Genomic DNA, 22,214 nt, shown 5'->3' on the forward strand with positions numbered 1-22,214 from the left:
GATCACGTCCTGCAGTGAGAAGACGAGAACGCCCAGGCAGAGAAAGCCAGTGGCTGCTAGGGACTTGTTCTGCATGGATAGGTCCTAGTGAAGGGGCGCAGTTAGCTTGGCTAGGGCCGAGCTCGATAGGGCCTGCACAGCCGCACCTGTAATCCACACTGACGTGAACGATCGTCGCGCGATTTCGTTCTGGCCGCAGACTAAGGGGCGTGCTCATACGAATTGGAAGTAGCTGCATCCGCGCGGCTGCGCCGCTGTGGCGGGCGCGATAAGGAAGCAACGTGCAGACAAAGGATGGTTATCTGCACTGGAGGCGAAAACTCGGCGTCCTCATGTTAGCCCGATGGGGTGTCGGCGAAGCCTTCACCATGCTGACGATGGAGCCTGGGCCCGATATCGCGCCCTATCATGACAGGCAGATTGTTATCCTCGATCGCAGCGCGTGGGCGGACTGGCTTGACGCTTCGGTATTGGCGAAGTCGCTGATCAAACCCCTTCCAGCCGGCACGCTGCAGGTAGAGCAAGTCGGATGAAGCGATCGGCGACCGATGCCGATCAGGGATGGGGGACGGAACGCACCACCTGCCGGGCTGGCTTGTCCTGACGCTCGCCTTGGTACGAGACCTGGCGCAGGAGATTGTCTTCCGTCCAGGTGAGATAGGTGACCTCGACCACCACTTCAGGCCTGACCCAATGCACGCGCGACAGCTCAAGCGGCGAGGCGAACCGGCTCTCGCGCGGCGGCGGAACGTCGAGGGGCATTCGAGCTGTCTGAAGTGGCGCAAGCCGGCGAGCCAATCGCTTGAGCTCTGCAACCGTGATGCCCGTGCCGGCGCGGCCCGCGTACATCAGACGACCATCATCGGTGTAGTAGCCTAGAAGCAGCGAGCCGATATGCGGCCGGCTTCCAGTCGGATCGGTCCAGCCGACGACGATGAATTCCTCTCTGTTGAGACACTTTGACTTGACCCATAGGCCGCGATTGCCGGATGCATAGGCGCTGCCGATCCGCTTTGAGATAGCGCCCTCGAGTGCAAGCCGGCAGGCGTGCTTGCGGAACACAGGCCCGCCGCCAATCACGTGATCGCTGAAGCGCAGGCCGGGGATGTCGGTCGAAAACAGGCCTTCCAGTCGCGCCTTGCGGTCCATGAGCGGCAGCTTCGCAATGCTTTCTCCGTTCAGGAACAGAAGATCGAAAGCAAAGAAGGCAAGATCGCCGGTGCGGCCCGCGTCCATAGCAGCCTGCAGGCGGCTGAAGGAGGTGACGCCGTCTGCGCGAACGGCGCACAGCTCCCCGTCGAGATATGCCTCTTTCACCGGGAGCGCGCGGAGGGCCGCTATCGTCGCTTGATAGCGATGCGACCAATCGAGGCCAGTGCGGGTGAGCAAGCGGAGGTCGCTGCCGTCGATCCGCGCGTGCATGCGGTATCCGTCGTACTTGATCTCATGAAGCCAATCGGGGCCGTCGGGCGCTTCGTCGACTAGGCGCGTCAGCTGAGGCTCGATCCATTTCGGCGGATGCGTTCTATTCGGCTTTGCCGGATTCACCGTCTTCCACGCCAATTCAGATGAAGCGTCGTCATGCGGGCCAGACTACCACATGATGACGGTATGCAGGAGTTCCTCCGCGAAATCCTGAGGGCGGACCCGCGCGAGGCGAAGCCATGAATCCCGATGCTCAGATCATCGCGGCATTCCCACGAGACCGGCTCGACCTGTTCCTCGCCACGGCCAATCGGATCGGAGTTCCGGTGGGCAATGTCGAAAGGCTTTTTGGGTCTGCTGGCCCTCAATGCGCTCTACCACGAACGGCCTGCGGGCGAGCCACGGCTGCTTCAGGGCGGCACGTCGCTGTCAAAAGGCTATGGCCTAATCCAGCGTTTTTCTGAGGACATCGACGTTACCGTGTTCCGCGACGATCTCGACGAGGCTGCCTCCGTCGAAGAGCTTGAGGGACTGTCGAACAAGAAGCGCCGCGCCAAGCTCGACGCCATCCGGGACGCCTGCCGTGCGTATATCACAGGCCCGCTGCGAGACTTCCTCACCGCCCAACTTGCCGACATTACGAACGGCACCGGACGGGTGGAGCTCGACGAAGCCGATGCCGATGATCAGACCCTGCTGCTCTGGTATCCCGAGGTCGAGCCGCGTGATGGCGCTTATGTGCGACCGGCCATACGCCTCGAGTCCCTGTTGGCATAGCGCCCGGGGCGGACTGGCAGGGCTCGGGAACGTTATGCACTTCGATCCAGGCGGTCGATCTCATCGGGCGTTCGCCCCCGCCGCTCGCGATAGCGTGGCAGCGACCATCCCTTATGCAACGCCATGCCGCGCACGAGCAGCCCGGCAATGAGACCTGCCCCGAGCACGACCTCGCGACGTAAGCCGATATTCGTGAGCACAACAAAGACGATCGCCCCAGCAAGGGCTGCCGTGACATAGACTTCACGGGAAAGCACTATTGGACTTTCATTGCCCAGCACGTCACGAATGATTCCGCCGAAGGTGGCCGTGACCACTCCCATAGCCACGCCACCACCGCGCCTGAGCCTGCAAGCAAAGCGCGCTCCGCACCCGTGACAGCGAAGAGTGCCAAACCGAGGGCATCGAGCCACAGGAGCAAGCGGTAGCGACTCTGCGGGATGTGAGCGGTGAAAAACACTGCGCATGATACGATGACGCATGCGAGAAGAACGGCAGGCTCCCGCACCCAAAAAACGGGGCTCAAGCCCAGAAGAAGGTCGCGCAGCGTGCCACCGCCGATGCCCGTCACCGTGCCTAGCAGGACGAAGCCGACTACGTCCATTTGCTTGCGCGAGGCGACCAGCGCGCCCGAAATCGCAAAAACGATCAAGCCCAGCCAGTCGAGCAGTGCGGCGGCCGTGTCGAAGAGCATAGGAATCTTCCGCTTGGGTTTGGCGACCGCAGCGCGTCCTTCGCTGCTGCATACGCTCGACTACGCGTCAATACAGAACCAATGCTCACTGTGCGGAGAAAGTCTAGCGAAGAGGATGGAATAAAAAGCGTAGCGGGCCGCTTCCCTCCACCAAGTCTATTGTTCAGGTTCGTCACCGCTATCAGGTTCAGCCGCTACGCTTTGGCGGGTGCCTTGCGCGCCTTCTTCATCGGCGACTTGATTGCTGCTGGGCTTGTTGCTGCTGCCGCCGTCCGAGCAGCCCGTTTTGGTTTTGCTGCCGGTGCGGGTGTCGGCACCGCGGCCTTGCGCCCGAGTCCAATTGATTTCGCCATAGCAGAGCGGGTGGCCGCGTAGCTCGGCGCCACCATTGGATAGTCGGCCGGTAGATTCCACTTTTGCCGGTATTCATCAGGGCTCAGATTGTAGTGAACTCCGATATGGCGCTTCAGGGATTTGAACTTTTTTCCGTCTTCCAGGCAGATGATGTAATCCGCTGTGACCGACTTCCCAATCGAGACTGCCGGTTGCTGTTTGACCACAGGTTCCGTTGCCGGCGTGCCGATCCCGTGCAGAGCGGCATGGATATCGCCGATTAGCTTCGGCAACTCGGCGACCGGCAGTGGATTGTTCGACACATAGGCGGCAACAATGTCGGCGGCAATCGACACGATATCCGTTTGGCCATCGCGTTCGGGAGAATTGGTCATAGAATATTCCTTTGTCTTATCGGACTCACTAACTTATCGGATTCACCAAAGAAGTGTGATTTACCCGCTCCGGCAGGCAAATAATCCGTTTCCTTTTAACAATCCACATCCCTCGTCAATATTATAAGGATGAGCGGTGTTTAACCCTGCCACCAAGTCTGGTCGCGGTCGCTCCACGGCGGATGCGACAGCCGCGCGGGCGGTCCGCACGGTGAGTCCCATAAGATAGCCCTATCTAAGAACGCGACGGCATCTCCGATCGTTGACGGATTTTAATCGAGCGACCCGTCATGCCAACACCTCGATCCGGAGCGCAAAGTCCTTTCGGGGTGGTTCGTGGCCAGCGGCAAACGCTACGAATTTGAGGAGGACGTGCCGCCGGAGACCTTCGCCGCATTCAAAGCCGCCTTTGCCAAGGGCCGCTATTTTAACGAGCACATCCGTAATCACTTCCGATACCGTCTGGTTTCGACCGGCAACGATCCGGGATGACGGCAAGCTTCGACGGCAGGAAGTCGTTCCAACTGAGTTGGGTAGACGTGCGCCGCGGGTGCGTAGCGTTTCTGCGCACCGGGCACACCGCCCGCCTAGCCCTCGTGCCCTGTGTGTATCTTGTGGTGCTCTAGGTGCGTGATGATCGCCGCAGCGAAGCCTTAAAGCTTCGGGCCTCGGCCACGACTCAAGAGACGCGCTTCTCTCAGAATCGATGCCCGATCGACGCCGATAAGTGATACAATATCGCGTATCTCCTGCTCAGTGGCACCGGACTCCCGTGCGAGAGCGCTTACATGTTCGTTCGTCAGGCTGGTCCGCCTTGGTTCGTTTGCCATCACACAAATGCCTCGCGTTTGGGGCAGGAGTGCGATGGTCGCTCCCCAAGCGTCAGCGCCCGAAATGCGTGGCCGACGATCTCACATCCTATGCGCTGGCGCAGATTTTAGCCAGCCGCTCTTCCAAATAGATCGAGTCCCTCATGAGCGAACCAAGAGGACAACGGGCACCAAGGGATCAGAGTGCGCGGTGCGCGGTGCGCGGCCAGCGAACTCGCCAAAGCTGCCAGCACACATTCGTCCGCAGGTTTCTCGACAAAGGTACCGGCCTTGAAGGCCTCACCTCGGCCCTCGATGTCCGTGGCACTGTAAATTACAAAGGGGATATTGCGGGCCACGAGTTCTTCAGCAACCGAAGAGCTAACGCAGTCCCGCAAGAGCACGTCCAGGATAACGACGTCCGGCTGGACAAGGGCCAAAATTGTCTTGCACGAACGCAACTTGGCTCTGAGGCCACCGCAAAGCCAGCCGCTTTTAGCGACGACTCGATGCTCATGACGATTATCGGCTCGTCCTCAAAAATGAGCGCCAGAGGCTTTCTCATGTCCTCACCCTCCTTTGGATGGGTAGGAGCACGATGTGCGCTGAATCCGACAACGCCGCCCAAGATAATTATAAGCCTTGTCAGGATGAAAATCCAACAATTTCAACGGCCCGCGCTCTGAGCAGTGCTGACCTACTCCTCGTCACTGAAACCCACCAACGACGCATGACGTATTTTGCTGTGGTCGCCGCGAAGATGCTTGATGCGCAGCTTTACGCCAGGCCCGACCCATTGCGGCGCCGGGCGCTTCTTCATGGCCTCGGGCGGCGGCCCAGCGTGTTCCTGGACCCGCTTCCACAGCCGCTCCTTCATGTCGCGGCCCAGGCTGATGAACGCCGAACCGACATACTTCCCCGTGCCGGGTTCCGCTAAAAGCGCGAATGCCGCCTTGCCCGGCTCCCGCTCGACGCCGAGCAGTTCGAACTCGTCGACGGTCCAGCTCTTGGTCTTCAGCCAGTTCGTTGTCAGGCCGCTGCGATATTTGCTGTCGTCGCGCTTACTAGAGTAAACAGAACGTGATTCCGCGCGAGAGACGTTCCACGACCAGCGCAAAGCCAAATGGATGAAACCCGCGCCCTACGGAGGGGAAGGACGCGGGCTGATCGGGAGGGGACACCGATCTCGCAGCATTGGCTCACAGGAGAAGATGCTGCAGGAGTCGAACGCCTTCCCTGAGCTGGGTGTTCCATACGAAAGTCAAAAAAGCCCGCCGCACCTTTCGGCACAGCGGGCTTCAGTAGTTCACCAGGCACGAGGGGTGGGCGGGGGGCTTGTGCCCGGATCGGAGGAACCTACGCTCGCCAGCTGCGTCGCGTCTACCAACCGCCGGTTGGCACCTTTAGGCACGGTTGGCGAGTGTACGGTGGCGCTTTGCCCTTAAGAAGCGTAGGGTTTCCTGGTCGCCCATACCTTCCGGCAATTGAGCGCTTGAGAGCGAGCAACGTGCTTTCGCCTAATCAGGGAGAAGTACGATGCAGCAGCTATATTCCAACCTCGTCACTCACTACGAGAACGCGGTGTCTTGTCAAGACAGGGTCGTAGAGCATGAGCGTCGGTGCGGACATGTCCTTTCGAAAAGCGAAGCCCTGCTAGAGAAGAATTTGGCCGAAGCCCGCCGCGTCCTCGATCGTGTGACTCACAGTCATCACTAGTTCACCGGCCAAGCGGTAGTTTGGAAGCCGAAAGAAGTTCCTCCTCGTCCCTCACACCGGCCATGTAATTGGCAATAATTCGGGACGCGAGCGATTCGCGCTGTTGTTCCGATTGGCCGTCAATCTTCAAGCGATTGAACACGCGGCCAAGTAGCGCCAACTCTGTCGGGTTGAAGACACCCGCATCCTCGGCTGTTCCACAAATCGGCATGACAAACCCCCTTCGCCCAGAGATTTTGTTCGTGCAGCATTATCATACACCAAAAAATGGCACCCCGTTGCAGAATCGCATCTCCGTAGGACTTCGACAGGTTCAGGCCATTGAAGCTCGTTATTGAGTGCCAACCAGACGGTACCGGAATTGATTGCGGATGTGGTCGTTGAAGAAGCGGCCCTTGGCGAAGGCGGCTCGGAACTGCGCAAAGGTCTCCGGCGGCACATCCTCAAACTGGTAGCATTTACCGCTGGCCACGAACCACACCGAGAGGGTTTTGCGTTCCGGATCGTATTCCGTTCTGCGTATCGAGGTGGACGGCATGACGTTCACACCTTCGTTCGGCGCGCGAAGCGCAGCACCGGCCGGCGCCCGCGCCCATCGGGAGGAATAAGGGCGCGGGCTGATCGGAGGTGCAATCCGATCTGCAGCATGTCTGCACACGAGATGCTGCAGGAGCCAAACTGGCTCACCCAGCCGGTGTTCCATACGGAACAAAATTTCCTGAATCGTGCCCGCGCCACCGCCTGATCCGACCCAAAACCCGCAACCGCAACAGCAAACGAAGCTCGTCGACGTCCTCGGTGAGGGAAAGGCGCGTGCGCCCGCCCTACGATGACCTCACCAATTTCTGGAGCACCTGCCCATGATCTCCTACGACCGTGTCCGTTTCACCATGAAGGACTCTGATTGCAACCGCGCCGCCACGTCGCGAGCAGCGCAGAAGGCTTTCGGCATGACGTTCAGCCAGGCCTATGAGGCACTCCGTGTCGGAAAGACCATCATCTGCCGCCCCTCACAATTCGCCCGGTTCCTGATCTACCGCGCGGACTAAGCCAGCACTCGGTTCCGACAGTTCGACGCCGAACTCATCCCTGCCGCCCGCCACGACCTGATCATCGACGTCAGCGAGGCCGCATGACGATCGATTTGTCGGGTCCAAGCGTTTGCAAGTTCAGCCGATGCTGATCGTGATCTTGATTACCAGTTCTTCAATGATGCCGACCTCAACCAGTACATCGCCTAATAGGCTGGCTTGCGCGAGAGCTTTTGCCCAGGGCGGCGGTGAGGAAGCTGACCTCGCTTTTCTTCCGCAGATGCGAATCTGGACTCGAACCGAGAGCGGCGCAGAACCGTTCAGTTCGAACGCAAGTGCGCTGCTTTCCGAGCCAATCCAATCTTGCATCTTATTTCATGACGCTGGGCACTTTTGCGGCTCTCATGCGTTAGGGAGTTCAATAAACGCGGCGCGGGCGATGGATCGTCATTGGACTGCCTCAGTAGCATTGGGTCTGTTTCTGCTAACGATCGGCTACGTCGAGCAAAAAGCCTGGGCGCAGGCGCCGTGCCCTGCTGACCATGGCAGACTGCTCAGCGCCCTCAAGGCGAGCGTTAAGGCGAGTGGCGGCCCTGGCAATGGCGGCTTCGACACCCATGAGTGGGCGGCGGTCGTGGCTCGCGACGGAGCAGTCTGCGCCGTCGCCTACAGCGGTCCCACGGCCGACGCGCAATGGCCCGGCAGCCGTCTGGTCGCAGCCGAAAAGGCCAGTACGGCCAACGGGCTCAGCCTTGCCCACATGGCCCTTTCGACCGCTAACCTCTATGCGGCGGTCCAGCCCGGCGGACCCCTGTTCGGCCTGCAAGCCACCAACCCTGTCAACCAGGCGGCCGCTTATACCGGAAATCCTGCTGCATTTGGAAGTTCCAGCGACCCGCTGACGGGAAAGCTCGTCGGGGGCATAGTCGCATTTGGCGGCGGCCTGGCGCTTTACGATGAAAAAGGCATCATCGGGGGGCTTGGTGTAAGCGGCGATTCCCCCTGTGCCGATCACAATGTCGCATGGCGCACGCGTGCTGCGCTTGGATTGGACAAAGTGCCGGCCGGCGTCAATCCAAATCGCAAAGACGCCATCGTCTATGATCTTGACCCTGGCGGGAAGAGCGCTTCCGGCTGGGGCCATCCATTGTGTGCGGGAAGCGAGGCGGACATAGCAGCGGAGCTCGGCGCCGGGGTCGGCGGCTCGATGCACGAATGAGACAGGTGCTGGCGGTGAAGATTGGGGCGGCCTGCCAGAGAGGATACAAGGCAGTGGCCAGGATAGATGGTCGTACCAAATTGGGGGTGATCGGCTGGACCTTGCTGGCGGGCTTCGCGCTCGTGGCCGGAGCGGTGGCCCAGGCGGCGGATCCTGCCATAAGGCCGCCTGCTGCAGCAGCCCCACCTGACGATGGCCAGTGGACGATGCCGGCGAAGAACTATGCCTCGACCCGCTACAGCGAACTCGCTGAAATCACCGAAGACAACGTCAAGACCCTGCAGGTCGCCTTCACCTTCTCGACCGGCGTGAACAAGGGCCAGGAGGCTGCGCCGCTGGTTGTCGGCGACACGATGTATATCGTGACGCCTTTTCCCAATATCCTCTACGCGCTTGATCTTACCAAACCCGGCGCACCGATGAAGTGGAAGTTCGAGCCGAATCCCGAGCCTGCTGCGCAGGGTGTTGCCTGCTGCGATGTGGTCAACCGGGGTGCGGCTTTCTCCAATGGGCGTCTCTACTTCAACACGCTCGACGGACATACGATCGCGGTCGACGCGGCGATCGGCAAACCGGTCTGGAACACCCATATCGGCAACATCAACATCGGCGAGACCATCACCATGGCGCCGCTGGTGGTAAAGGGCATGGTTCTGGTGGGCAATTCCGGCGGCGAAATGGGCGTGCGCGGCTGGATCAAGGCGCTTGACGCCGGCGACGGGCATGTCATCTGGACGGCCTACAGCACCGGCCCGGATGCCGAGGTGCTGATCGGCCCGGACTTCAAGCCACATTACAACATGGACAAGGGCAAGGATCTCGGCGTCACATCGTGGCCGCCGGACGCCTGGAAAATCGGCGGCGGCAATGTGTGGGGCTGGATTTCTTATGACCCCGACCTGGACCTGATCTTTCACGGTACCGGTAATCCCGGTCCCTGGAATCCCGACCTGCGACCCGGCGACAACAAGTGGACGTCCGGCATCTTCGCCCGCGATCCCGACACCGGCACTGCCAAATGGTTCTATCAGTGGACCCCGCACGATTTGCACGATTACGACGGCATCAACGAGCAGGTGTTGCTGGATATGACCTGGCAGGGCAAGCCCCGCAAGGTGCTCGTCCGGCCGGAACGCAACGGCTATGTCTACTTGCTGGATCGCATGACTGGCGAGGTCTTGTCCGCGGTACCATTCGGCCCAGTCAATTCCAGCAAGGGAGTCGACCTCAAGACAGGCCGGCTGATAGTAAACCCCGAGAAAGAAACCGGCACCGGCAAGGTCGTACGCAACATCTGCCCGACCGCGTCCGGCCTGAAGGATTGGCAGCCCTCGGCATTCTCGCCCAAGACCGGCTTGCTCTACATCCCGCACAACAATCTGTGCATGGACGAAGAAGGCGTCGAGGTGAATTACATCGCCGGCACGCCCTATGTCGGCATGAATGTCCGCATGATTCCCGGGCCGGGTGGACATCGGGGTGTCTTCACCGCCTGGGATGTCGCTGCCGCCAAGCCGGCTTGGATCCTGAAGGAGAACTTTCCGGTGTGGAGCGGCGCGGTCGTTACGGCCGGCAACGTCGTGTTCTACGGAACCATGGAAGGCTGGTTCAAGGCGGTGAGCGCCACGACCGGGAAACTGCTTTGGCAGTTCAAGACCTCTTCCGGCATCATTGGCCAGCCGATCACCTATAGCGGTCCGGATGGGCACCAATATGTCGCGATCTTGTCGGGTGTCGGTGGCTGGGCAGGTGCCATCGTGTCGGGAGATCTCGACCCGCGCGACGCCACCGCTGCGCTCGGCTTCGCCAATGTCATGAAGGATCTCAAGGACGTAACCACGCCGGGAGGTACGCTGCATGTTTTCCGGCTGCCCTGAAGCGATCGGCGGGCCTGCGCGAAGGGGGAGAATACGTTCCCGGCATTTTGCCGAGATAATCGGTGCACTGGCCTTTTCCCTTGTTGCCGCCCTGGCGAATGCGCGCGAGCTGCGGGTGTGCGCCGATCCCAACAACATGCCCTTCTCCAACGCTGGCGGGGAAGGCTTTGAAAACAAGATCGCGGCGATTGTCGCCAGGGAACTTGGCGCAACTCTTTCCTATACCTGGTGGGCGCAGCGCCGCGGCTTCATCCGCAACACGTTGAAAGCCGGTCTGTGTGATCTCGTCCCCGGCACGCCAGCTAATCTCGAATTGCTGCGCACCACCGCGCCTTATTATCGCTCGTCCTACGTATTCGTGACGCGCAAGGAGGCACAGCAAGTCAGGTCCTTCAACGATCCTCGCTTGCGTAATCTGCGCATCGGTGTCCAGCTGATCGGCGATGATGGCGCCAACTCCCCACCCGTCCAGGCGCTCGGACGCCGCGGGATCGTCGGCCATCTCATCGGCTTCCCGGTCTACGGCGACTATTCTGCGCCGAACCCTCCGGCGCGCATCATCGAAGCGGTCGCGAGCGGCGATATCGATATGGCCGTCGTCTGGGGCCCGCTGGCCGGCTACTTTGCCGCCAGACAGAAGGTGGCGCTGCGGATTACGCCGGTTGAACCTCGGATAGACGGTCCGCAATTACCGATGATCTACGACATCTCAATGGGCGTGCGCCACGAGGATGATGCGCTGCACGGCGAAGTGGACGCTGCCCTCGCAAAGCACAGCGCCGAGATCAATGCGATTCTGGCGCAGTATGGCATGCCCCGGCTCGACACTGCTGGAGCGCCTTGAAGATGAACCGCGGCCTTCCCTTGCTGTTGTTCGCAATGCTCGCCATAGCGGGATGCCAGCGCGAGGAACGCGACACCCGCCCTCAGTCGGCGCTCGGCTCGGGCGAGCAACCGACGCCGGTCACTGTCCTTGCGCCAGGCGGCGAGCGGCCGTCCCCGTCCGACAACAAGGCAGCGGCGTTCGAGGCAAACGCGTTCCATCTTAGCCAGGGCAAACGTCTGTTCAACTGGTTCAACTGTTCCGGATGCCATGCCAATGGCGGTGGCGGCATGGGACCAGCGCTCATGGACGAGAAGTGGATTTACGGCGGTTCGATCGAAAGCATCCACGCCACGATCAGAGACGGACGCCCGAACGGGATGCCGAGCTTCCGTGACAGGGTCCCCGACGACCAGATCTGGGAACTTGCCGCCTTTGTCCGCTCGCTGAGCGGCAACGTACCCTCCTCCGCCGCGCCTGGGCGCGACGACGATATGATGGTGCACCCATCCGAAAATCGCCTGCCAAATGCCGCGACACTGGGGAAGTCGCCGTGAGACGCTTTGTTTGGGTGATGTGCGGCGCAGCCTCCATTCTGCCCCTTGCGGGATGCAGTGGCTGGCAATCCGCCCTCGATCCGAAGGGCCCGGCAGCGGGCGAGCTCGCGTGGCTAATTTGGTTTTTCACCGCCCTCTGCACCGTGGTTTGGCTCCTGGTGATGATCGTGCTGACCATGACGCTGATCCGGCGCGCACGACCGATCGGCGATCCGCTTGTCGTCGACGCCACTTCCGAGCGCCACAAGGCGCGAGTTGTCTTTGCGGCGCTCGGGGCAACCGCAGTGATCCTGATCGGGCTAACGCTGTTGAGTTTCTTCGCCAACAGGACGCTCGCTGCCATCGGCTCGGATGCGGCGCTGACAATCCGCGTGACCGGGCACCAGTGGTGGTGGGAGGTGCGCTATGAAAACAGCCAGCCGAACCGCATCTTGACGACCGCCAACGAGATCCACATCCCGGCAGGCGAGTCGGTGCGGTTCATTCTCACCTCGACCGACGTCATCCATTCCTTCTGGGTGCCGAATCTGGCCGGCAAACTGGACCTCATCCCGGGCCACGAAAATGTTCTTGATCTTAAGGCGGACAAGCCCGGCGTCTACCGGGGCCAATGTGCCGAGTTCTGCGGTGCTCAGCATGCCAATATGAGCACCTTCGTAATCGCCGAGCCTCGGCCCGTCTTCGAGGCCTGGCTGAACGGCCAGTTGAGGCCGGCCGCCCCGCCTGCCTCGCCCGAGGCGAAAGCCGGCCATGACCTGTTCCTCAAGCGGCCCTGCGTGATGTGCCACAAGATCGGCGGCACCATCGCCGGCGGCACGGTTGCCCCCGATTTGACCCATGTCGCCAGCAGGCAAACGCTGGCAGCCGGAACGCTGACGATGAGCCGCGGCAACCTTGCAGCATGGATAGCCGATCCGCAGGGGATCAAGCCGGGCGCCCATATGCCGGTGGTGGATCTGAACGGCGACGAGTTGAATGCGATCGTCGCTTATCTTGAGGCCTTGAGATGAGCAGCGCCGACCTCGCTCGCGAACGCGGCTTGGCCTCAGAAGGCAATTTGGCCCCTGAGCGCGACGGCCCGCGCGACACTGGCCTCGACGATGACAGCCTTGACCGCTGGCTTGCGCGAACGTGGCAGACCGCACCTGGCATCATCGGCGCCCTTTCAACCGTCGATCACAAGATCGTCGCGCGGCGCTACCTGATCACCGCCTTCGTGTTCCTATGCCTCGGTGGGCTGAGCGCGGTCGCCATGCGGGTCCAACTCTCGGGCCCCGAGCGCGGGCTGATCGGGCCGGACCTCTACAATCAGTTGTTCACGATGCATGGCGTGACGATGATGTTCCTGTTTGCCGTGCCGATCGTGCAGGCGAGCGGCATCTACCTTGTTCCGCTGATGGTTGGCACCCGCAATATCGCGTTTCCGCGCCTAGTCGCCTTCAGCTTCTGGATCTTTCTGTCGGGCGGCATGTTCGCCTGGGTGTCATTCGCGCTCAACATGGCGCCTGATGTGGGATGGTTCGCCTATGTGCCGCTGTCCGGTCCCGAATTCGGACCAGGCAAGCGCGCCGACGTCTGGGCGCAGATGATCACCTACACCGAGGTCTCTGCACTAGCGGTCGCGGTCGCAACCATCGTGACGGTTCTCAAGCAGCGGGCTCCTGGTATGTCGCTTGACAAGATCCCGCTCTACGTCTGGGCGATGCTGGTCACCTCCTTCGTGGTCGTGTTCGCAATGCCGGCGGTCATGATCGCCTCGACGTTCCTGATCCTGGACCGGCTGGTCGGCACCCACATCTTCAACCCCGCCGAAGGCGGCGACGCATTGCTCTTCCAGCATCTTTTCTGGTTCTTCGGCCATCCCGAGGTCTATATCATTTTCCTGCCGGCGACCGGGATGGTCTCCTCGATCATAGCCGCCTTCGCACGGCGCCCAGTGTTTGGGTATCTGGGACTGGTGCTGTCGCTGATCGCCATTGGGTTCTTGTCATTCGGCCTCTGGGTCCACCACATGTTCACCACCGGTCTGCCCAAGCTCGGCGCGAGCTTCTTCACCGCATCGAGCATGTTGATTGCCATTCCGAACGGCCTGCAGATATTCTGCTGGCTGGCGACGCTCTGGGACGGTCGGCCGATCATCAGGACGCCGCTGTTGTTCGTGGTCGGTTTCTTCTTCATTTTCGTCGCCGGTGGTCTGACCGGTGTCATGCTGGCTTCGGTGCCGTTGGACCTGCAAGTTCACGACACCTATTTCGTGGTTGCGCATTTCCATTACGTGCTCATTGGCGGGTCGGTATTTCCCTTGCTGGCCGCCGCCTATTTCTGGTTTCCCAAGATCACCGGCCGGATGATGAACGAGCGCCTCGGGCGCTGGCATTTCTGGCTTGCCTTCATCGGCTTCAATGCGGCGTTCTTCCCGATGCACATAGTCGGCATCTGGGGCATGCCGCGACGGGTATACACCTATCCGTTGGAGCTCGGTTGGGGTGACATCAATCTGTTCATCACTGCGGGCGCGGTTGTCCTGTTCGTGAGCTTCGCGCTTTTCACCATAAATGTGGTGCACAGCTCCTTGAGGGGCGCCCCCGCCGGCGACAACCCATGGAACGCAGGCACATTGGAATGGGCGACGTCATCGCCGCCGGCGAGTTACAATTTCGCCCGCATTCCGGTCGTGACGCACGTCGAGCCGCTATGGGCCGAACGCGGAACGCTTCCGGTAGCGACGGGGCTTCGGGTCGATGCACGCGAACTGGTCGTCTCGACAGTGGCGGAGGCGCATCCGGACGTGCGCGAGAAATCGGCAACGCCGTCGATCTGGCCGCTATTTGCCGCCCTCGCAGTCGGGGGTACCTTTCTCTACTCGATCTTCAGCCCATGGGCAGTGGTTTGGGGAGCCGGACCGATCGCCATCACTTTGATCGGCTGGTTCTGGCCGAAAGGCGGTGTGGAGGACGAGGAATGAAACAACGTCCTGCCGTCGATCTTTCCGAGCTCCCGACCTTCGGGCACGGACCGCGTACCCCGACCTGGTGGGGTACTCTCGCCTTCATGGCACTCGAGGGCATGGGATTCGCTCTTGCCGCGGGGAGTTATCTTTACCTCGCCTACCTGTCACCGCAATGGCCGTTGAGCGCGCCCACACCGAACCACTGGCCGGGCACGATCGTGACACTTTTGCTGCTCGCCAGCCTGGTCCCCAACCACATGTTGAAGCGCTACGCCGAGGCTTGCGCGATGCTGCCAGTGCGCATTGGCCTCGTAGTCATGTCGCTGCTCGGGATCGCGCCGCTTGTCGTGCGCTGGTTCGAGTTTCCAGCCCTCAACATCTATTGGGACACCAATGCCTACGGCTCGATGCTCTGGGTCTTGCTCGGCCTGCACACCGCGCACCTGATCACCGATGTCGGCGACACGCTGGTGTTGACCGCTTTGATGTTCACCCGCCACGCCAACAGTGGCCGACGTTTCGCTGACGTCGGAGACAACGTCTTCTACTGGGACTTCGTGGTCCTGACCTGGATTCCGATCTATCTCCTAATCTATTGGATGCCGAGGCTTGATTGAGATGCGCGCACTTCGGTCAGGCACCTCATGGGCCGGGCTCGTGTCGGGGCCTTTGGCCTGGGCCGTGTCGACGCAACTGAATTACGCCGTTGTGGAATGGCAGTGCGCCCGCCGGATTCCTGTCATACCCTTCATCGCACTGATGCTTACGGTAATGTCTCTGGTTGGCGGGGCGCTATCGTGGCGGGCGCGGCAACAGGGCGGCGCCTCCTTCAAACCAGAGCGCACGCACGGCACTGAAGCGTTTGTTGCCAATCTGGGCATCCTAACCGCAGTGCTGTTTGCACTGGTCATCATAATGCAAGGCGCCGCCTCGCTCATTCTCGACGAGTGCGTGCGATGAGCTTCGATGCGCTCTTCTCGACCTCGATCTGCTACGGCGGCAGCGCCCCGGGGTGGACACTGGCGCTGCCGATCACGCTGCCCTTGGCGACGATCGCATTGTTATATGCGGCAGGCGCCATTCGACTGTGGCGTAGGAGCGGTCGCGGCCGCCCGTTGCGATCGCGACAGGCCCTGCTGTTCGCTGCCGGCTGGGCCGTATTGGCGTCTGCGCTCGTCAGCCCGCTTCATGCATTGGGCGAGCGCGTGTTCACCGCACATATGATCGAGCACGAATTGCTCATGGCAGTCGCAGCGCCCCTGCTGGTCGCTTCCCGTCCGGTGGCTGCGATGATGTGGGCACTGCCGATCTCGTTACGGCAGAAGCTTGGCGCAGCCGGGCACGCGAAACTGCTTCAGGCCGTCTGGGCCGCGACCAGCCGTCCCGTCGCCGCCACCATCCTGCACGCTATCGCGATATGGGCGTGGCACGTGCCGGGGCTGTTCGAGGCTGCGCTCGAACGCGGTTTCCTGCATTATGCCCAGCATGCCAGCTTCTTCGGCACCGGCGTCTTGTTCTGGTGGGCGCTGCTGCCGCGTCCCGGCCGTGAACAAGCCTATGGCAGCGCAGTCATGCATCTCTTCTTCACCTCGCTGCACACCGGTCTGCTCGGGGTGCTGCTCGTGGTCTCGCCGAGACTTTGGTACCCCGAAAATGCCGCCGGCGCCCCATTGTGGCACCTCAGCCCGCTCGAGGACCAGCAACTCGCCGGCCTGGTGATGTGGGTTCCGGCCGGCCTGATCTACGGCGGAGCTGCTTTGTTGCTGGCAGGCTTATGGATCCGCTCGAGCGGACAGAGAAGCCGGGAGGCGTCGCTTGCGTTCCAACCTGTCTAGGCTGATTTTCGGCACGAGTACCATTGTCGTACTGGCGATTCTAGCGGCGCTGACATGGTGGTTGCAACGCACCGATAGGGTCCAACGGGAGGCCAATAATGCAACCGGTGGCATTGCTACCCGTGCCATACCGATCATGATGGCCAGTGGTTGCGCCGGTTGCCATACAATCACCGGCGTCCCCGGCGCGCATGGATTAGTCGGCCCGCGCCTGGACGCCACCCTGGCCACCAAGGTTTATGTCGGCGGGGTTTTGTCCAACAATCCAGAGAACCTGATCCGCTGGATTCGCGCCGCAAGGGAAATCAATCCGCATACGGCAATGCCTTCGACCGGCATTTCCGAGCAGGAGGCTCGAGACGTCGCGGCCTATTTGTATGCGCTCAGGTGAAGCTAAAAGCTTGTCATCCCGACCAGCGGTCCTGAAACAGGAAGTCCGACCTGGCGCGGATTTTCTCTGCATAGCAGATTGGATCCCAGCCCGTCCGGCACTAGCCCGGCGAGCAACCGCAGCAGAGACTATTTGAAGTCGCGCCATGACCTTCTATCAGGCGAGCAAAGCGGGTAGACGGCACTAAATGGTTTCTGCCGAGCCCACGCCGTGAGCAACCGCTACCACCAACCATACTGTGCACTCTTGCAAAAGTCGAAACTGACCTTGAGCGACTTAGTCGGCGGCGAGGGCAATGACAGTACGAAGCCGATGTAGACTCAGATGCTGCGTAAGCACCTGCACCGGCCGGCACATTTGGGCTGTGTCTTCTTCCAGACTGTTGCCGCATGCACAGAGCCCCTGTGCGATGGACGTTGGGCTTCGAAAGGCCGCTTCCAACTCGCCTCCCGAAGTCAGTTACGGCGAGCCTTGAGCGCACGTGCGAGCAGCCGGGTGTCATTTAGCTGGATCACGCACGTGTCGAATGCTTTGGTCGGGCCGTGCCAGCGCAGATCTTCGACGTTATCAAACAGCCGAGCGTCCGTGCGCAGGGTTGCGAGATTTTTGAACAAAAGCGCGAGCTCTCTACGCCTGCCGAGCCCGCGCCCACGAGGAGAGGACGCGGGCCGATCGGTGCATCTCCGATCTGCAGCCCATCGTCGGGAGGGACAAGATTGCTGCACTTCCCGAACTTTCATCTCAAGCATGTGTTCCAGACAAAGCGAATGCCTGGAAAGTTTGAGCCATTCATCGCAACAAAACTTTCCCGCCGGCGTTCCGGTTCAATCCAATGGCTGAAAAGGCGCACCATGGGCGAGCAAGAAAAGTCCGACCGCGACCGAATGACGGATTTCCAAGCGCAGTTCCTCGCCAAGGAAGCCGGAATAACTGAAGCTCAAGCGCGCGAGCTGATCGAGTTGATCGGCACCGACCGGGCATCACTACTTCGGGAAGCTCGGCTACTGAAGGCCCGACTGAAGCCGCCGGACGCTTAGGAGCATCCACATGCTATTCGCATGGGACAATTTTGAAAATAGAAGCGGCTCGATTGAATGAGAGTCGCGCGCGAGCAGATATCGATGATCTTCGCCAGGCGATAAGCGATACCCGCCGCCTAATACGGGCATTCCGTAAGCTGTTGGATCGCATCGCCGCAGACGATACGCTGAGCAAGTAATCACGCGCCTAACATCCCGCACCCCCAAACCGCACAGCTTCCACGCTCGACCTTTGGATATCGGCCGTCGATTCGATTGAACCAAGCAGTCTGCGGAGACGACCGCGGCTGATTGCCAGGTGCAGGGTGCCTACTACGACTTCTTGGTTTTCCAATTCCTCTTCGGTTTCGGTGCCGATGCAGCAGGAAGGGCAATCTCGGCTTTAAGTCTTTGCTCTCGCAGCCGAGCCGACTTGGCATGTCGAGAGAACCTATCTGGACCAAACTCGAGTAGCGACAGCATGGGCTTTTGAGATAAGGTTGGGACGCGATGGCATTGAGCGAATAGAGCGATAACGGGGAACCGAACCAATCCACAGAAATATTTTTTTGGTATTTTTGTTGGCTAGTCCTGCTATAGCGGAGCCCTAACCATTTGGAAACAGAGCGATTTTCCCATCGCTTGGACTCCGCCTCTGGCACCATTTTTCCAAGGCAATTTCAGCAAGTTGCGCATGGCGCCCGCTTGGCTGAAATCGGTTGGGGGAATTCAGGTCGCCGTGTTGCGGCAGGTTGCGTAGCGGTTCTCGGCGACCTCAAATCATTTTTCCGGCGCCCGACAGGGCCGGCACTGGCGAAACTGTTTGCTCGCATTGGGCGAATGACGGATTTGATTTGCTTGGTGATCCCCTATCCTTAGGGCAAACTGCCCGTTGGGGCTCCAGGAGGCGAAATGAGAGCACGCGCAGCAACGGTTGGAGATCTGGAAAGTGTTTTCCGTGATCTGTCCAAGCGGATATCGGACGAGTACGTCGCGGCCGGCAAGGACAGCAAGATCGCCTACGACAATCTGATGATGAACTTGAAGGAAGGCCGTGCTCATGCGCTCGTGCAGGGCGAAAAAACCGTAGCGCTCATCGCCTGGCACGAGAATAGCGACGCTGCCGATACGCTGTTCGCCGCGCAGGAAGATTTCTTCAGCGCCGCGACCGTTCGCTTCTGCAAGCGGCACATTCGCCATATCCAGGCGCTTGCAGGCAACCTCCCCATTCACTCGCGCAGCTGGCTCCAGAGACCGGACGTCGCAAAATGGTTCCGGATAATCGGCTATGTCGAGCGGGGCCAGGAGAATGGCGCCCATCTGTTCGAACTGCCGCCGGCTCCCGCCGCCTGACAAATCTCGGCGGGCTGCGCAACCGGTAGCCACGTTCGGGGTCGATGCTCTAGCCAAAAAGGCCCGCCGCTCCATTTGCGAAGCGGCGAGCCTCGATATTCGGGAACGACTTCCGGGCCGTTGCCCCGGCATTGCTTACTGTGCAATTCAGGTGCCAGACGGGTTGACCGATAATGGGACACCGCACCGGGAAAGCGCGAACCATCTTCCGCGATCACACCACTGCCATACCGCGCCATTCCTTGCTATGTTTGCTCGCGGCGGACCTGATTTCCGCTTGGCCGGCGCCCATCAGGCAATCTACCCCAACGCCCCCCCAAAGTGGCGCCGGCCACTCTTCACCACCAACCCAATCTTCGCCGCCGGCCCAATCTTGGCCACCGGCCCAATCTTCGCCACCGGCAACTTCACGCGCGGTCAGGCCGAAACCAGGACAGCGGTTCTTAATCCGCCTCCAGAGCGGCGGCCTTTCATGTCAAAACGCCCTGACTGGCGATTCCAGTGCGACAGATCGCCTGGAGCGGCAGCACGATCCGACCTGAAGCGCGTCGCGTTTGACCGGCGACGCCGCTTCAGGTTGTTGTTTTTTTGCATGTCGTTACCGCAAAACCGCTGCACACTTTTGCGCGACATGCATTAAATCCAAAAAGACGGTAGCAAGCCGCGGCCAGAAAGTGTTGAAGACCGTGCCGATGGCATTGAACCTGTCGCGATCTGGTTGCACTCGGCAAGGCTTGATGATTTGTTGCCGCTTCAAGGAGAATGAATCATGCACGAGCCTGCCGGTCAAGACGAATATGGGTCGGCCAGCCCCTTCGACCCGGACGACCTGACGACGTTGAACGTGATGGGTCCGGGTGTGGCCAGCAACGATTTCGAGAAATACGCGGTCGCCGTGATCATCGTGTTCGGCGCCCTCATCATTGGCGGCTTGATGGCCGCAAACCTTGCCCTGGGGCACCGTAACGGCTTCCTGTACGCGCTTGGCGGCGCCACCGCGGCGTGGATATCGGGAAATGCGCTGCTGCTCGATCGGCCGCGTATCTATGCCTTGTTCGTCGGCATCGCGGCGGTGATGCTGATTGCGTCCACCATCACGCTGGTCATCTGACCGAAAGAAACTAATATCCGATCGCCTCGCCGGACGCGGCGCGGCTGTCGATGGCGCCATTGTAGCGGGCGCCGCCGCCCTTTTCGATCTCGGTCAGGCTCTTGCCGCCTACCAGGATACCGGCCGCCTGACCCCAGGTCGCATCGGTGACGTCGAGGCGGTAGCCCATCCCGGCAAGCAGTTTTTTGGTATCGGGCGACAGGCCGAACGGTTCGATATAGACCGTGTCGGGCAGCCATTGGTGGTGGATGCGCGGCGCGTCGATCGCCTCCTGGATGTTCATGCTGTGATCGACGACATTGACGATCGCTGCCAGCGTGATGGTGATGATGCGCGAGCCGCCGGGGCTGCCGATGACCATGAACGGCTTGCCGTCTTTGGCGACGATGGTCGGGCTCATCGACGACAGCGGCGTCTTCCTCGGGGCGATCGCATTGGCCTCGCCCTGAACGAGGCCGTAGAGATTGGGCACGCCCGGTTTCTGGGTGAAATCGTCCATCTCGTTGTTGAGCAGGATGCCGGTGCCGTCGGCGACGACGGCGGCGCCGAACGAGCCGTTCAGCGTATAGGTCACCGCGACGGCGTTGCCGTCATTGTCGACGATCGAATAATGCGTCGTCTCCTGGCTCTCGCCAAAACCCTTCGGCATCAGATCCTGCGACACGCCGGCCCGGAACGGATCGATCTTTTCGCGGATTTCTTTCGCATAGTTCTTGTCGAGCAGCTTTTCGACCGGATTGTCGACGAAGTCGGGATCGCCGAGCGCCGAATTGCGGTCGACATAGGCGTGACGCATCGCCTCGACCATGACTTTGATGGTTTCGGCAGAACCCGCGCCGAGATAGGACAGCGGGTAGAATTCCAGCACGTTGAGTATCTCGCAAATGATGACGCCGCCCGAGCTCGGCGGCGGCGAGGAGGTGATCTCATAGCCGCGGTAATTGCAGGTCACCGGCTCGAGCTCGCGGACCGCGTAGGTCTCGAAATCCGCCTTGGCCAGAATGCCGCCCTTCTGCGCGCTCGCCTTGACGATGCCGTCGGCGATCGGTCCTTTGTAGAAGGCATCACGACCTCGTTCCGAGATGGCCGAGAGCGAGGCGGCGAGATCGGCCTGGACAAGGCGCTCGCCGACGGCATAGGGCTTCCCGTCAGGCTTCAGGAAGATGGCGGCCGCGGCCGGGTCCTTGGCCAGCCGCGCGGCGCCGCCTTCGAGCGAGGCGACATCGCCCTGCTCCAGCACAAAACCATCCCTGGCATAGCGGATGGCCGGCGCCATCAAGTCCTGCCGCGTCAGCGTGCCGTATTTTTCCCGTGCGGTCTCGAAGCCTGCCACCGAGCCCGGCACGCCGACAGCGAGATAGCCGTCGAGGCTGGCGCCTTTCACCGGCTTGCCGTCCTTGTCGAGATACATGGTTTTCGTCGAGGCGAGCGGCGCGCGCTCGCGGAAATCGAGGAATGTCGAGCGGCCGTCCTTGAAGCGGATGGTCATGAAGCCGCCACCGCCGATATTGCCGGCGTTCGGATAGACCACAGCCAGAGCGTAGCCGACGGCGACCGCGGCATCGACGGCGTTGCCGCCCTTCTTCAGCACCTCGACGCCGACTTCCGACGCCAGATGCTGGGCGGTCACCACCATGCCATGCTCGCCCTTCGCCGGCTGCGGCGAGGCGGCCAATGCGGCCGCCAGCGGTGCAAAGGTCAAGGTGAGGGAAAGACTGAGTGCGATTAGGGTGCGGCGGTGCATGGCCGTTCTCCGAGGCGGGGGATGCGCCTAGAAAAGCCGTTTGGAGCGGGCGAGTCTACTGACAATAAAGAAGATTTCGCCGGGCTTGCACGCCTGCGCCGGTTCGGTTCGTAACCACCGTTGCGATCTTCGGCTGATGTAACGGCATGGATCCT

The 22,214-nt window shown here is 60.9% G+C and carries 25 protein-coding genes and 2 pseudogenes; 17 read left to right on the forward strand and 10 right to left on the reverse strand.

Annotated features, from left to right (window positions below; genetic code table 11):
- Positions 1-350: 350 nt before the first annotated feature.
- A pseudogene (locus AC0L2M_RS20990) lies at positions 351-533 on the forward strand (SOS response-associated peptidase family protein); the annotation flags it as partial.
- Positions 534-555: 22 nt separating this feature from the next.
- Here AC0L2M_RS20990 and ligD read toward each other — a convergent pair.
- Entirely contained in the window at positions 556-1,548 is a 993-nt protein-coding gene (gene ligD, locus AC0L2M_RS20995; RefSeq protein WP_473535777.1) for a non-homologous end-joining DNA ligase, read from the reverse strand.
- A 210-nt stretch (positions 1,549-1,758) separates the two neighbouring features.
- Between ligD and AC0L2M_RS21000 the strand changes: the two genes are divergently transcribed.
- A complete protein-coding gene (locus AC0L2M_RS21000) occupies positions 1,759-2,202 on the forward strand; it encodes a nucleotidyl transferase AbiEii/AbiGii toxin family protein (RefSeq protein ID WP_473535778.1) in 444 nt (147 codons plus the stop codon).
- Between the two features lie 32 nt (positions 2,203-2,234).
- Here AC0L2M_RS21000 and AC0L2M_RS21005 read toward each other — a convergent pair whose 3' ends face one another.
- The 3 genes from AC0L2M_RS21005 to AC0L2M_RS21015 form a co-directional block, all read right to left on the reverse strand.
- Entirely contained in the window at positions 2,235-2,525 is a 291-nt protein-coding gene (locus AC0L2M_RS21005; protein WP_473535779.1) for a trimeric intracellular cation channel family protein, read from the reverse strand.
- Positions 2,459-2,896: a trimeric intracellular cation channel family protein gene (locus tag AC0L2M_RS21010; RefSeq protein ID WP_473535780.1), complete on the reverse strand. Its 438-nt coding sequence runs from the start codon at positions 2,894-2,896 to the stop codon at positions 2,459-2,461. Before AC0L2M_RS21010 ends, AC0L2M_RS21005 begins: the two co-directional genes overlap by 67 nt.
- A 194-nt stretch (positions 2,897-3,090) precedes the next feature.
- A complete protein-coding gene (locus AC0L2M_RS21015; RefSeq protein ID WP_473535781.1) occupies positions 3,091-3,624 on the reverse strand; it encodes a Ros/MucR family transcriptional regulator in 534 nt (177 codons plus the stop codon).
- 315 nt (positions 3,625-3,939) lie between these two features.
- Between AC0L2M_RS21015 and AC0L2M_RS21020 the strand changes: the two are divergent.
- A pseudogene (locus AC0L2M_RS21020) lies at positions 3,940-4,116 on the forward strand (KTSC domain-containing protein); the annotation flags it as partial.
- A 1,014-nt stretch (positions 4,117-5,130) separates the two neighbouring features.
- On the opposite strand, the gene AC0L2M_RS21025 reads toward AC0L2M_RS21020, so the two are convergent.
- From AC0L2M_RS21025 to AC0L2M_RS21035, 3 genes are all read right to left on the reverse strand, one after another.
- Positions 5,131-5,556, reverse strand: a complete 426-nt coding sequence (locus tag AC0L2M_RS21025) for a hypothetical protein (RefSeq protein WP_473535782.1) — start codon at positions 5,554-5,556, stop codon at positions 5,131-5,133.
- Between the two features lie 594 nt (positions 5,557-6,150).
- Positions 6,151-6,360 (reverse strand): hypothetical protein, encoded by a 210-nt coding sequence (locus tag AC0L2M_RS21030; protein WP_065008904.1) that lies wholly within the window; start codon positions 6,358-6,360, stop codon positions 6,151-6,153.
- Positions 6,361-6,480: 120 nt separating this feature from the next.
- Complete coding sequence (locus AC0L2M_RS21035; protein ID WP_473535783.1) at positions 6,481-6,852, reverse strand: KTSC domain-containing protein; 372 nt, start codon at positions 6,850-6,852, stop codon at positions 6,481-6,483.
- 157 nt (positions 6,853-7,009) lie between these two features.
- Here AC0L2M_RS21035 and AC0L2M_RS21040 point away from each other — a divergent pair, with 157 nt between their 5' ends.
- Positions 7,010-7,198, forward strand: a complete 189-nt coding sequence (locus AC0L2M_RS21040; protein WP_065008877.1) for a hypothetical protein — start codon at positions 7,010-7,012, stop codon at positions 7,196-7,198.
- Positions 7,199-7,318: 120 nt separating this feature from the next.
- Here the strand turns inward: AC0L2M_RS21040 and AC0L2M_RS21045 are convergent, their stop codons facing one another.
- Positions 7,319-7,549: a hypothetical protein gene (locus tag AC0L2M_RS21045; RefSeq protein ID WP_473535784.1), complete on the reverse strand. Its 231-nt coding sequence runs from the start codon at positions 7,547-7,549 to the stop codon at positions 7,319-7,321.
- A gap of 70 nt (positions 7,550-7,619) precedes the next feature.
- Here AC0L2M_RS21045 and AC0L2M_RS21050 point away from each other — a divergent pair, with 70 nt between their 5' ends.
- From AC0L2M_RS21050 to AC0L2M_RS21095, 10 genes are all read left to right on the forward strand, one after another.
- Positions 7,620-8,399 (forward strand): GlcG/HbpS family heme-binding protein, encoded by a 780-nt coding sequence (locus AC0L2M_RS21050; protein ID WP_473535785.1) that lies wholly within the window; start codon positions 7,620-7,622, stop codon positions 8,397-8,399.
- 104 nt (positions 8,400-8,503) lie between these two features.
- A complete protein-coding gene (locus AC0L2M_RS21055; protein WP_473535869.1) occupies positions 8,504-10,276 on the forward strand; it encodes a methanol/ethanol family PQQ-dependent dehydrogenase in 1,773 nt (590 codons plus the stop codon).
- Positions 10,257-11,120 carry a substrate-binding domain-containing protein gene (locus tag AC0L2M_RS21060; RefSeq protein ID WP_473535786.1) on the forward strand — a complete coding sequence of 288 codons (864 nt, stop codon included), beginning with the start codon at positions 10,257-10,259 and terminating at the stop codon, positions 11,118-11,120. The genes AC0L2M_RS21055 and AC0L2M_RS21060 overlap by 20 nt, the downstream gene beginning before the upstream one ends.
- A gap of 2 nt (positions 11,121-11,122) precedes the next feature.
- Positions 11,123-11,656 (forward strand): c-type cytochrome, encoded by a 534-nt coding sequence (locus AC0L2M_RS21065; protein WP_473535787.1) that lies wholly within the window; start codon positions 11,123-11,125, stop codon positions 11,654-11,656.
- Between the two features lie 17 nt (positions 11,657-11,673).
- Positions 11,674-12,666 (forward strand): cytochrome c oxidase subunit II, encoded by a 993-nt coding sequence (gene coxB / locus AC0L2M_RS21070; RefSeq protein WP_473535870.1) that lies wholly within the window; start codon positions 11,674-11,676, stop codon positions 12,664-12,666.
- Positions 12,663-14,621, forward strand: a complete 1,959-nt coding sequence (gene ctaD / locus AC0L2M_RS21075) for a cytochrome c oxidase subunit I (protein WP_473535788.1) — start codon at positions 12,663-12,665, stop codon at positions 14,619-14,621. Before coxB ends, ctaD begins: the two co-directional genes overlap by 4 nt.
- A complete protein-coding gene (locus AC0L2M_RS21080; protein ID WP_473535789.1) occupies positions 14,618-15,223 on the forward strand; it encodes a cytochrome c oxidase subunit 3 in 606 nt (201 codons plus the stop codon). Before ctaD ends, AC0L2M_RS21080 begins: the two co-directional genes overlap by 4 nt.
- 1 nt (position 15,224) lies before the next feature.
- A complete protein-coding gene (locus AC0L2M_RS21085) occupies positions 15,225-15,566 on the forward strand; it encodes a hypothetical protein (protein WP_473535871.1) in 342 nt (113 codons plus the stop codon).
- On the forward strand, positions 15,563-16,441 hold the full coding sequence (locus AC0L2M_RS21090; protein WP_473535790.1) for a cytochrome c oxidase assembly protein: 879 nt from the start codon (positions 15,563-15,565) through the stop codon (positions 16,439-16,441). Before AC0L2M_RS21085 ends, AC0L2M_RS21090 begins: the two co-directional genes overlap by 4 nt.
- A complete protein-coding gene (locus AC0L2M_RS21095; protein WP_473535791.1) occupies positions 16,422-16,832 on the forward strand; it encodes a c-type cytochrome in 411 nt (136 codons plus the stop codon). Before AC0L2M_RS21090 ends, AC0L2M_RS21095 begins: the two co-directional genes overlap by 20 nt.
- Positions 16,833-17,287: 455 nt before the next feature.
- Here AC0L2M_RS21095 and AC0L2M_RS21100 read toward each other — a convergent pair whose 3' ends face one another.
- Positions 17,288-17,446 carry a hypothetical protein gene (locus AC0L2M_RS21100; protein WP_473535792.1) on the reverse strand — a complete coding sequence of 53 codons (159 nt, stop codon included), beginning with the start codon at positions 17,444-17,446 and terminating at the stop codon, positions 17,288-17,290.
- 102 nt (positions 17,447-17,548) lie between these two features.
- Here AC0L2M_RS21100 and AC0L2M_RS21105 point away from each other — a divergent pair, with 102 nt between their 5' ends.
- The 3 genes from AC0L2M_RS21105 to AC0L2M_RS21115 all read left to right on the forward strand — a co-directional run bounded on the left by AC0L2M_RS21105 (position 17,549) and on the right by AC0L2M_RS21115 (position 20,315).
- Positions 17,549-17,869, forward strand: coding sequence for a hypothetical protein (locus AC0L2M_RS21105; protein WP_473535793.1), 321 nt, complete (start codon positions 17,549-17,551; stop codon positions 17,867-17,869).
- Between the two features lie 894 nt (positions 17,870-18,763).
- Positions 18,764-19,204 (forward strand): hypothetical protein, encoded by a 441-nt coding sequence (locus tag AC0L2M_RS21110; protein ID WP_128177700.1) that lies wholly within the window; start codon positions 18,764-18,766, stop codon positions 19,202-19,204.
- A 769-nt stretch (positions 19,205-19,973) separates the two neighbouring features.
- Complete coding sequence (locus AC0L2M_RS21115) at positions 19,974-20,315, forward strand: hypothetical protein (protein ID WP_023803282.1); 342 nt, start codon at positions 19,974-19,976, stop codon at positions 20,313-20,315.
- Positions 20,316-20,325: 10 nt separating this feature from the next.
- On the opposite strand, the gene ggt is transcribed toward AC0L2M_RS21115, so the two are convergent.
- Positions 20,326-22,059, reverse strand: coding sequence for a gamma-glutamyltransferase (ggt, locus tag AC0L2M_RS21120; RefSeq protein WP_473535794.1), 1,734 nt, complete (start codon positions 22,057-22,059; stop codon positions 20,326-20,328).
- Between the last annotated feature and the right edge of the window lie 155 nt (positions 22,060-22,214).

It is taken from the genome of Mesorhizobium sp. WSM4806 (genome assembly GCF_055811635.1).

Excerpts from the sequence above, each read along its gene's own strand:
- AC0L2M_RS21045 (WP_473535784.1), bottom strand. The coding sequence starts at position 7,549 with ATGCAAGATTGGATTGGCTCGGAAAGCAGCGCACTTGCGTTCGAACTG.
- AC0L2M_RS21015 (WP_473535781.1), bottom strand. The coding sequence starts at position 3,624 with ATGACCAATTCTCCCGAACGCGATGGCCAAACGGATATCGTGTCGATT.
- AC0L2M_RS21005 (WP_473535779.1), bottom strand. The coding sequence starts at position 2,525 with ATGGGAGTGGTCACGGCCACCTTCGGCGGAATCATTCGTGACGTGCTG.
- AC0L2M_RS21085 (WP_473535871.1), top strand. The coding sequence starts at position 15,225 with ATGCGCGCACTTCGGTCAGGCACCTCATGGGCCGGGCTCGTGTCGGGG.
- AC0L2M_RS21030 (WP_065008904.1), bottom strand. The coding sequence starts at position 6,360 with ATGCCGATTTGTGGAACAGCCGAGGATGCGGGTGTCTTCAACCCGACA.
- AC0L2M_RS21050 (WP_473535785.1), top strand. The coding sequence starts at position 7,620 with ATGGATCGTCATTGGACTGCCTCAGTAGCATTGGGTCTGTTTCTGCTA.
- AC0L2M_RS21040 (WP_065008877.1), top strand. The coding sequence starts at position 7,010 with ATGATCTCCTACGACCGTGTCCGTTTCACCATGAAGGACTCTGATTGC.
- ggt (WP_473535794.1), bottom strand. The coding sequence starts at position 22,059 with ATGCACCGCCGCACCCTAATCGCACTCAGTCTTTCCCTCACCTTGACC.
- AC0L2M_RS21065 (WP_473535787.1), top strand. The coding sequence starts at position 11,123 with ATGAACCGCGGCCTTCCCTTGCTGTTGTTCGCAATGCTCGCCATAGCG.
- AC0L2M_RS21000 (WP_473535778.1), top strand. The coding sequence starts at position 1,759 with ATGTCGAAAGGCTTTTTGGGTCTGCTGGCCCTCAATGCGCTCTACCAC.
- AC0L2M_RS21090 (WP_473535790.1), top strand. The coding sequence starts at position 15,563 with ATGAGCTTCGATGCGCTCTTCTCGACCTCGATCTGCTACGGCGGCAGC.
- coxB (WP_473535870.1), top strand. The coding sequence starts at position 11,674 with ATGTGCGGCGCAGCCTCCATTCTGCCCCTTGCGGGATGCAGTGGCTGG.
- AC0L2M_RS21115 (WP_023803282.1), top strand. The coding sequence starts at position 19,974 with ATGCACGAGCCTGCCGGTCAAGACGAATATGGGTCGGCCAGCCCCTTC.
- AC0L2M_RS21110 (WP_128177700.1), top strand. The coding sequence starts at position 18,764 with ATGAGAGCACGCGCAGCAACGGTTGGAGATCTGGAAAGTGTTTTCCGT.
- AC0L2M_RS21060 (WP_473535786.1), top strand. The coding sequence starts at position 10,257 with ATGTTTTCCGGCTGCCCTGAAGCGATCGGCGGGCCTGCGCGAAGGGGG.
- AC0L2M_RS21035 (WP_473535783.1), bottom strand. The coding sequence starts at position 6,852 with ATGGAACACCGGCTGGGTGAGCCAGTTTGGCTCCTGCAGCATCTCGTG.
- AC0L2M_RS21010 (WP_473535780.1), bottom strand. The coding sequence starts at position 2,896 with ATGCTCTTCGACACGGCCGCCGCACTGCTCGACTGGCTGGGCTTGATC.
- ctaD (WP_473535788.1), top strand. The coding sequence starts at position 12,663 with ATGAGCAGCGCCGACCTCGCTCGCGAACGCGGCTTGGCCTCAGAAGGC.
- AC0L2M_RS21080 (WP_473535789.1), top strand. The coding sequence starts at position 14,618 with ATGAAACAACGTCCTGCCGTCGATCTTTCCGAGCTCCCGACCTTCGGG.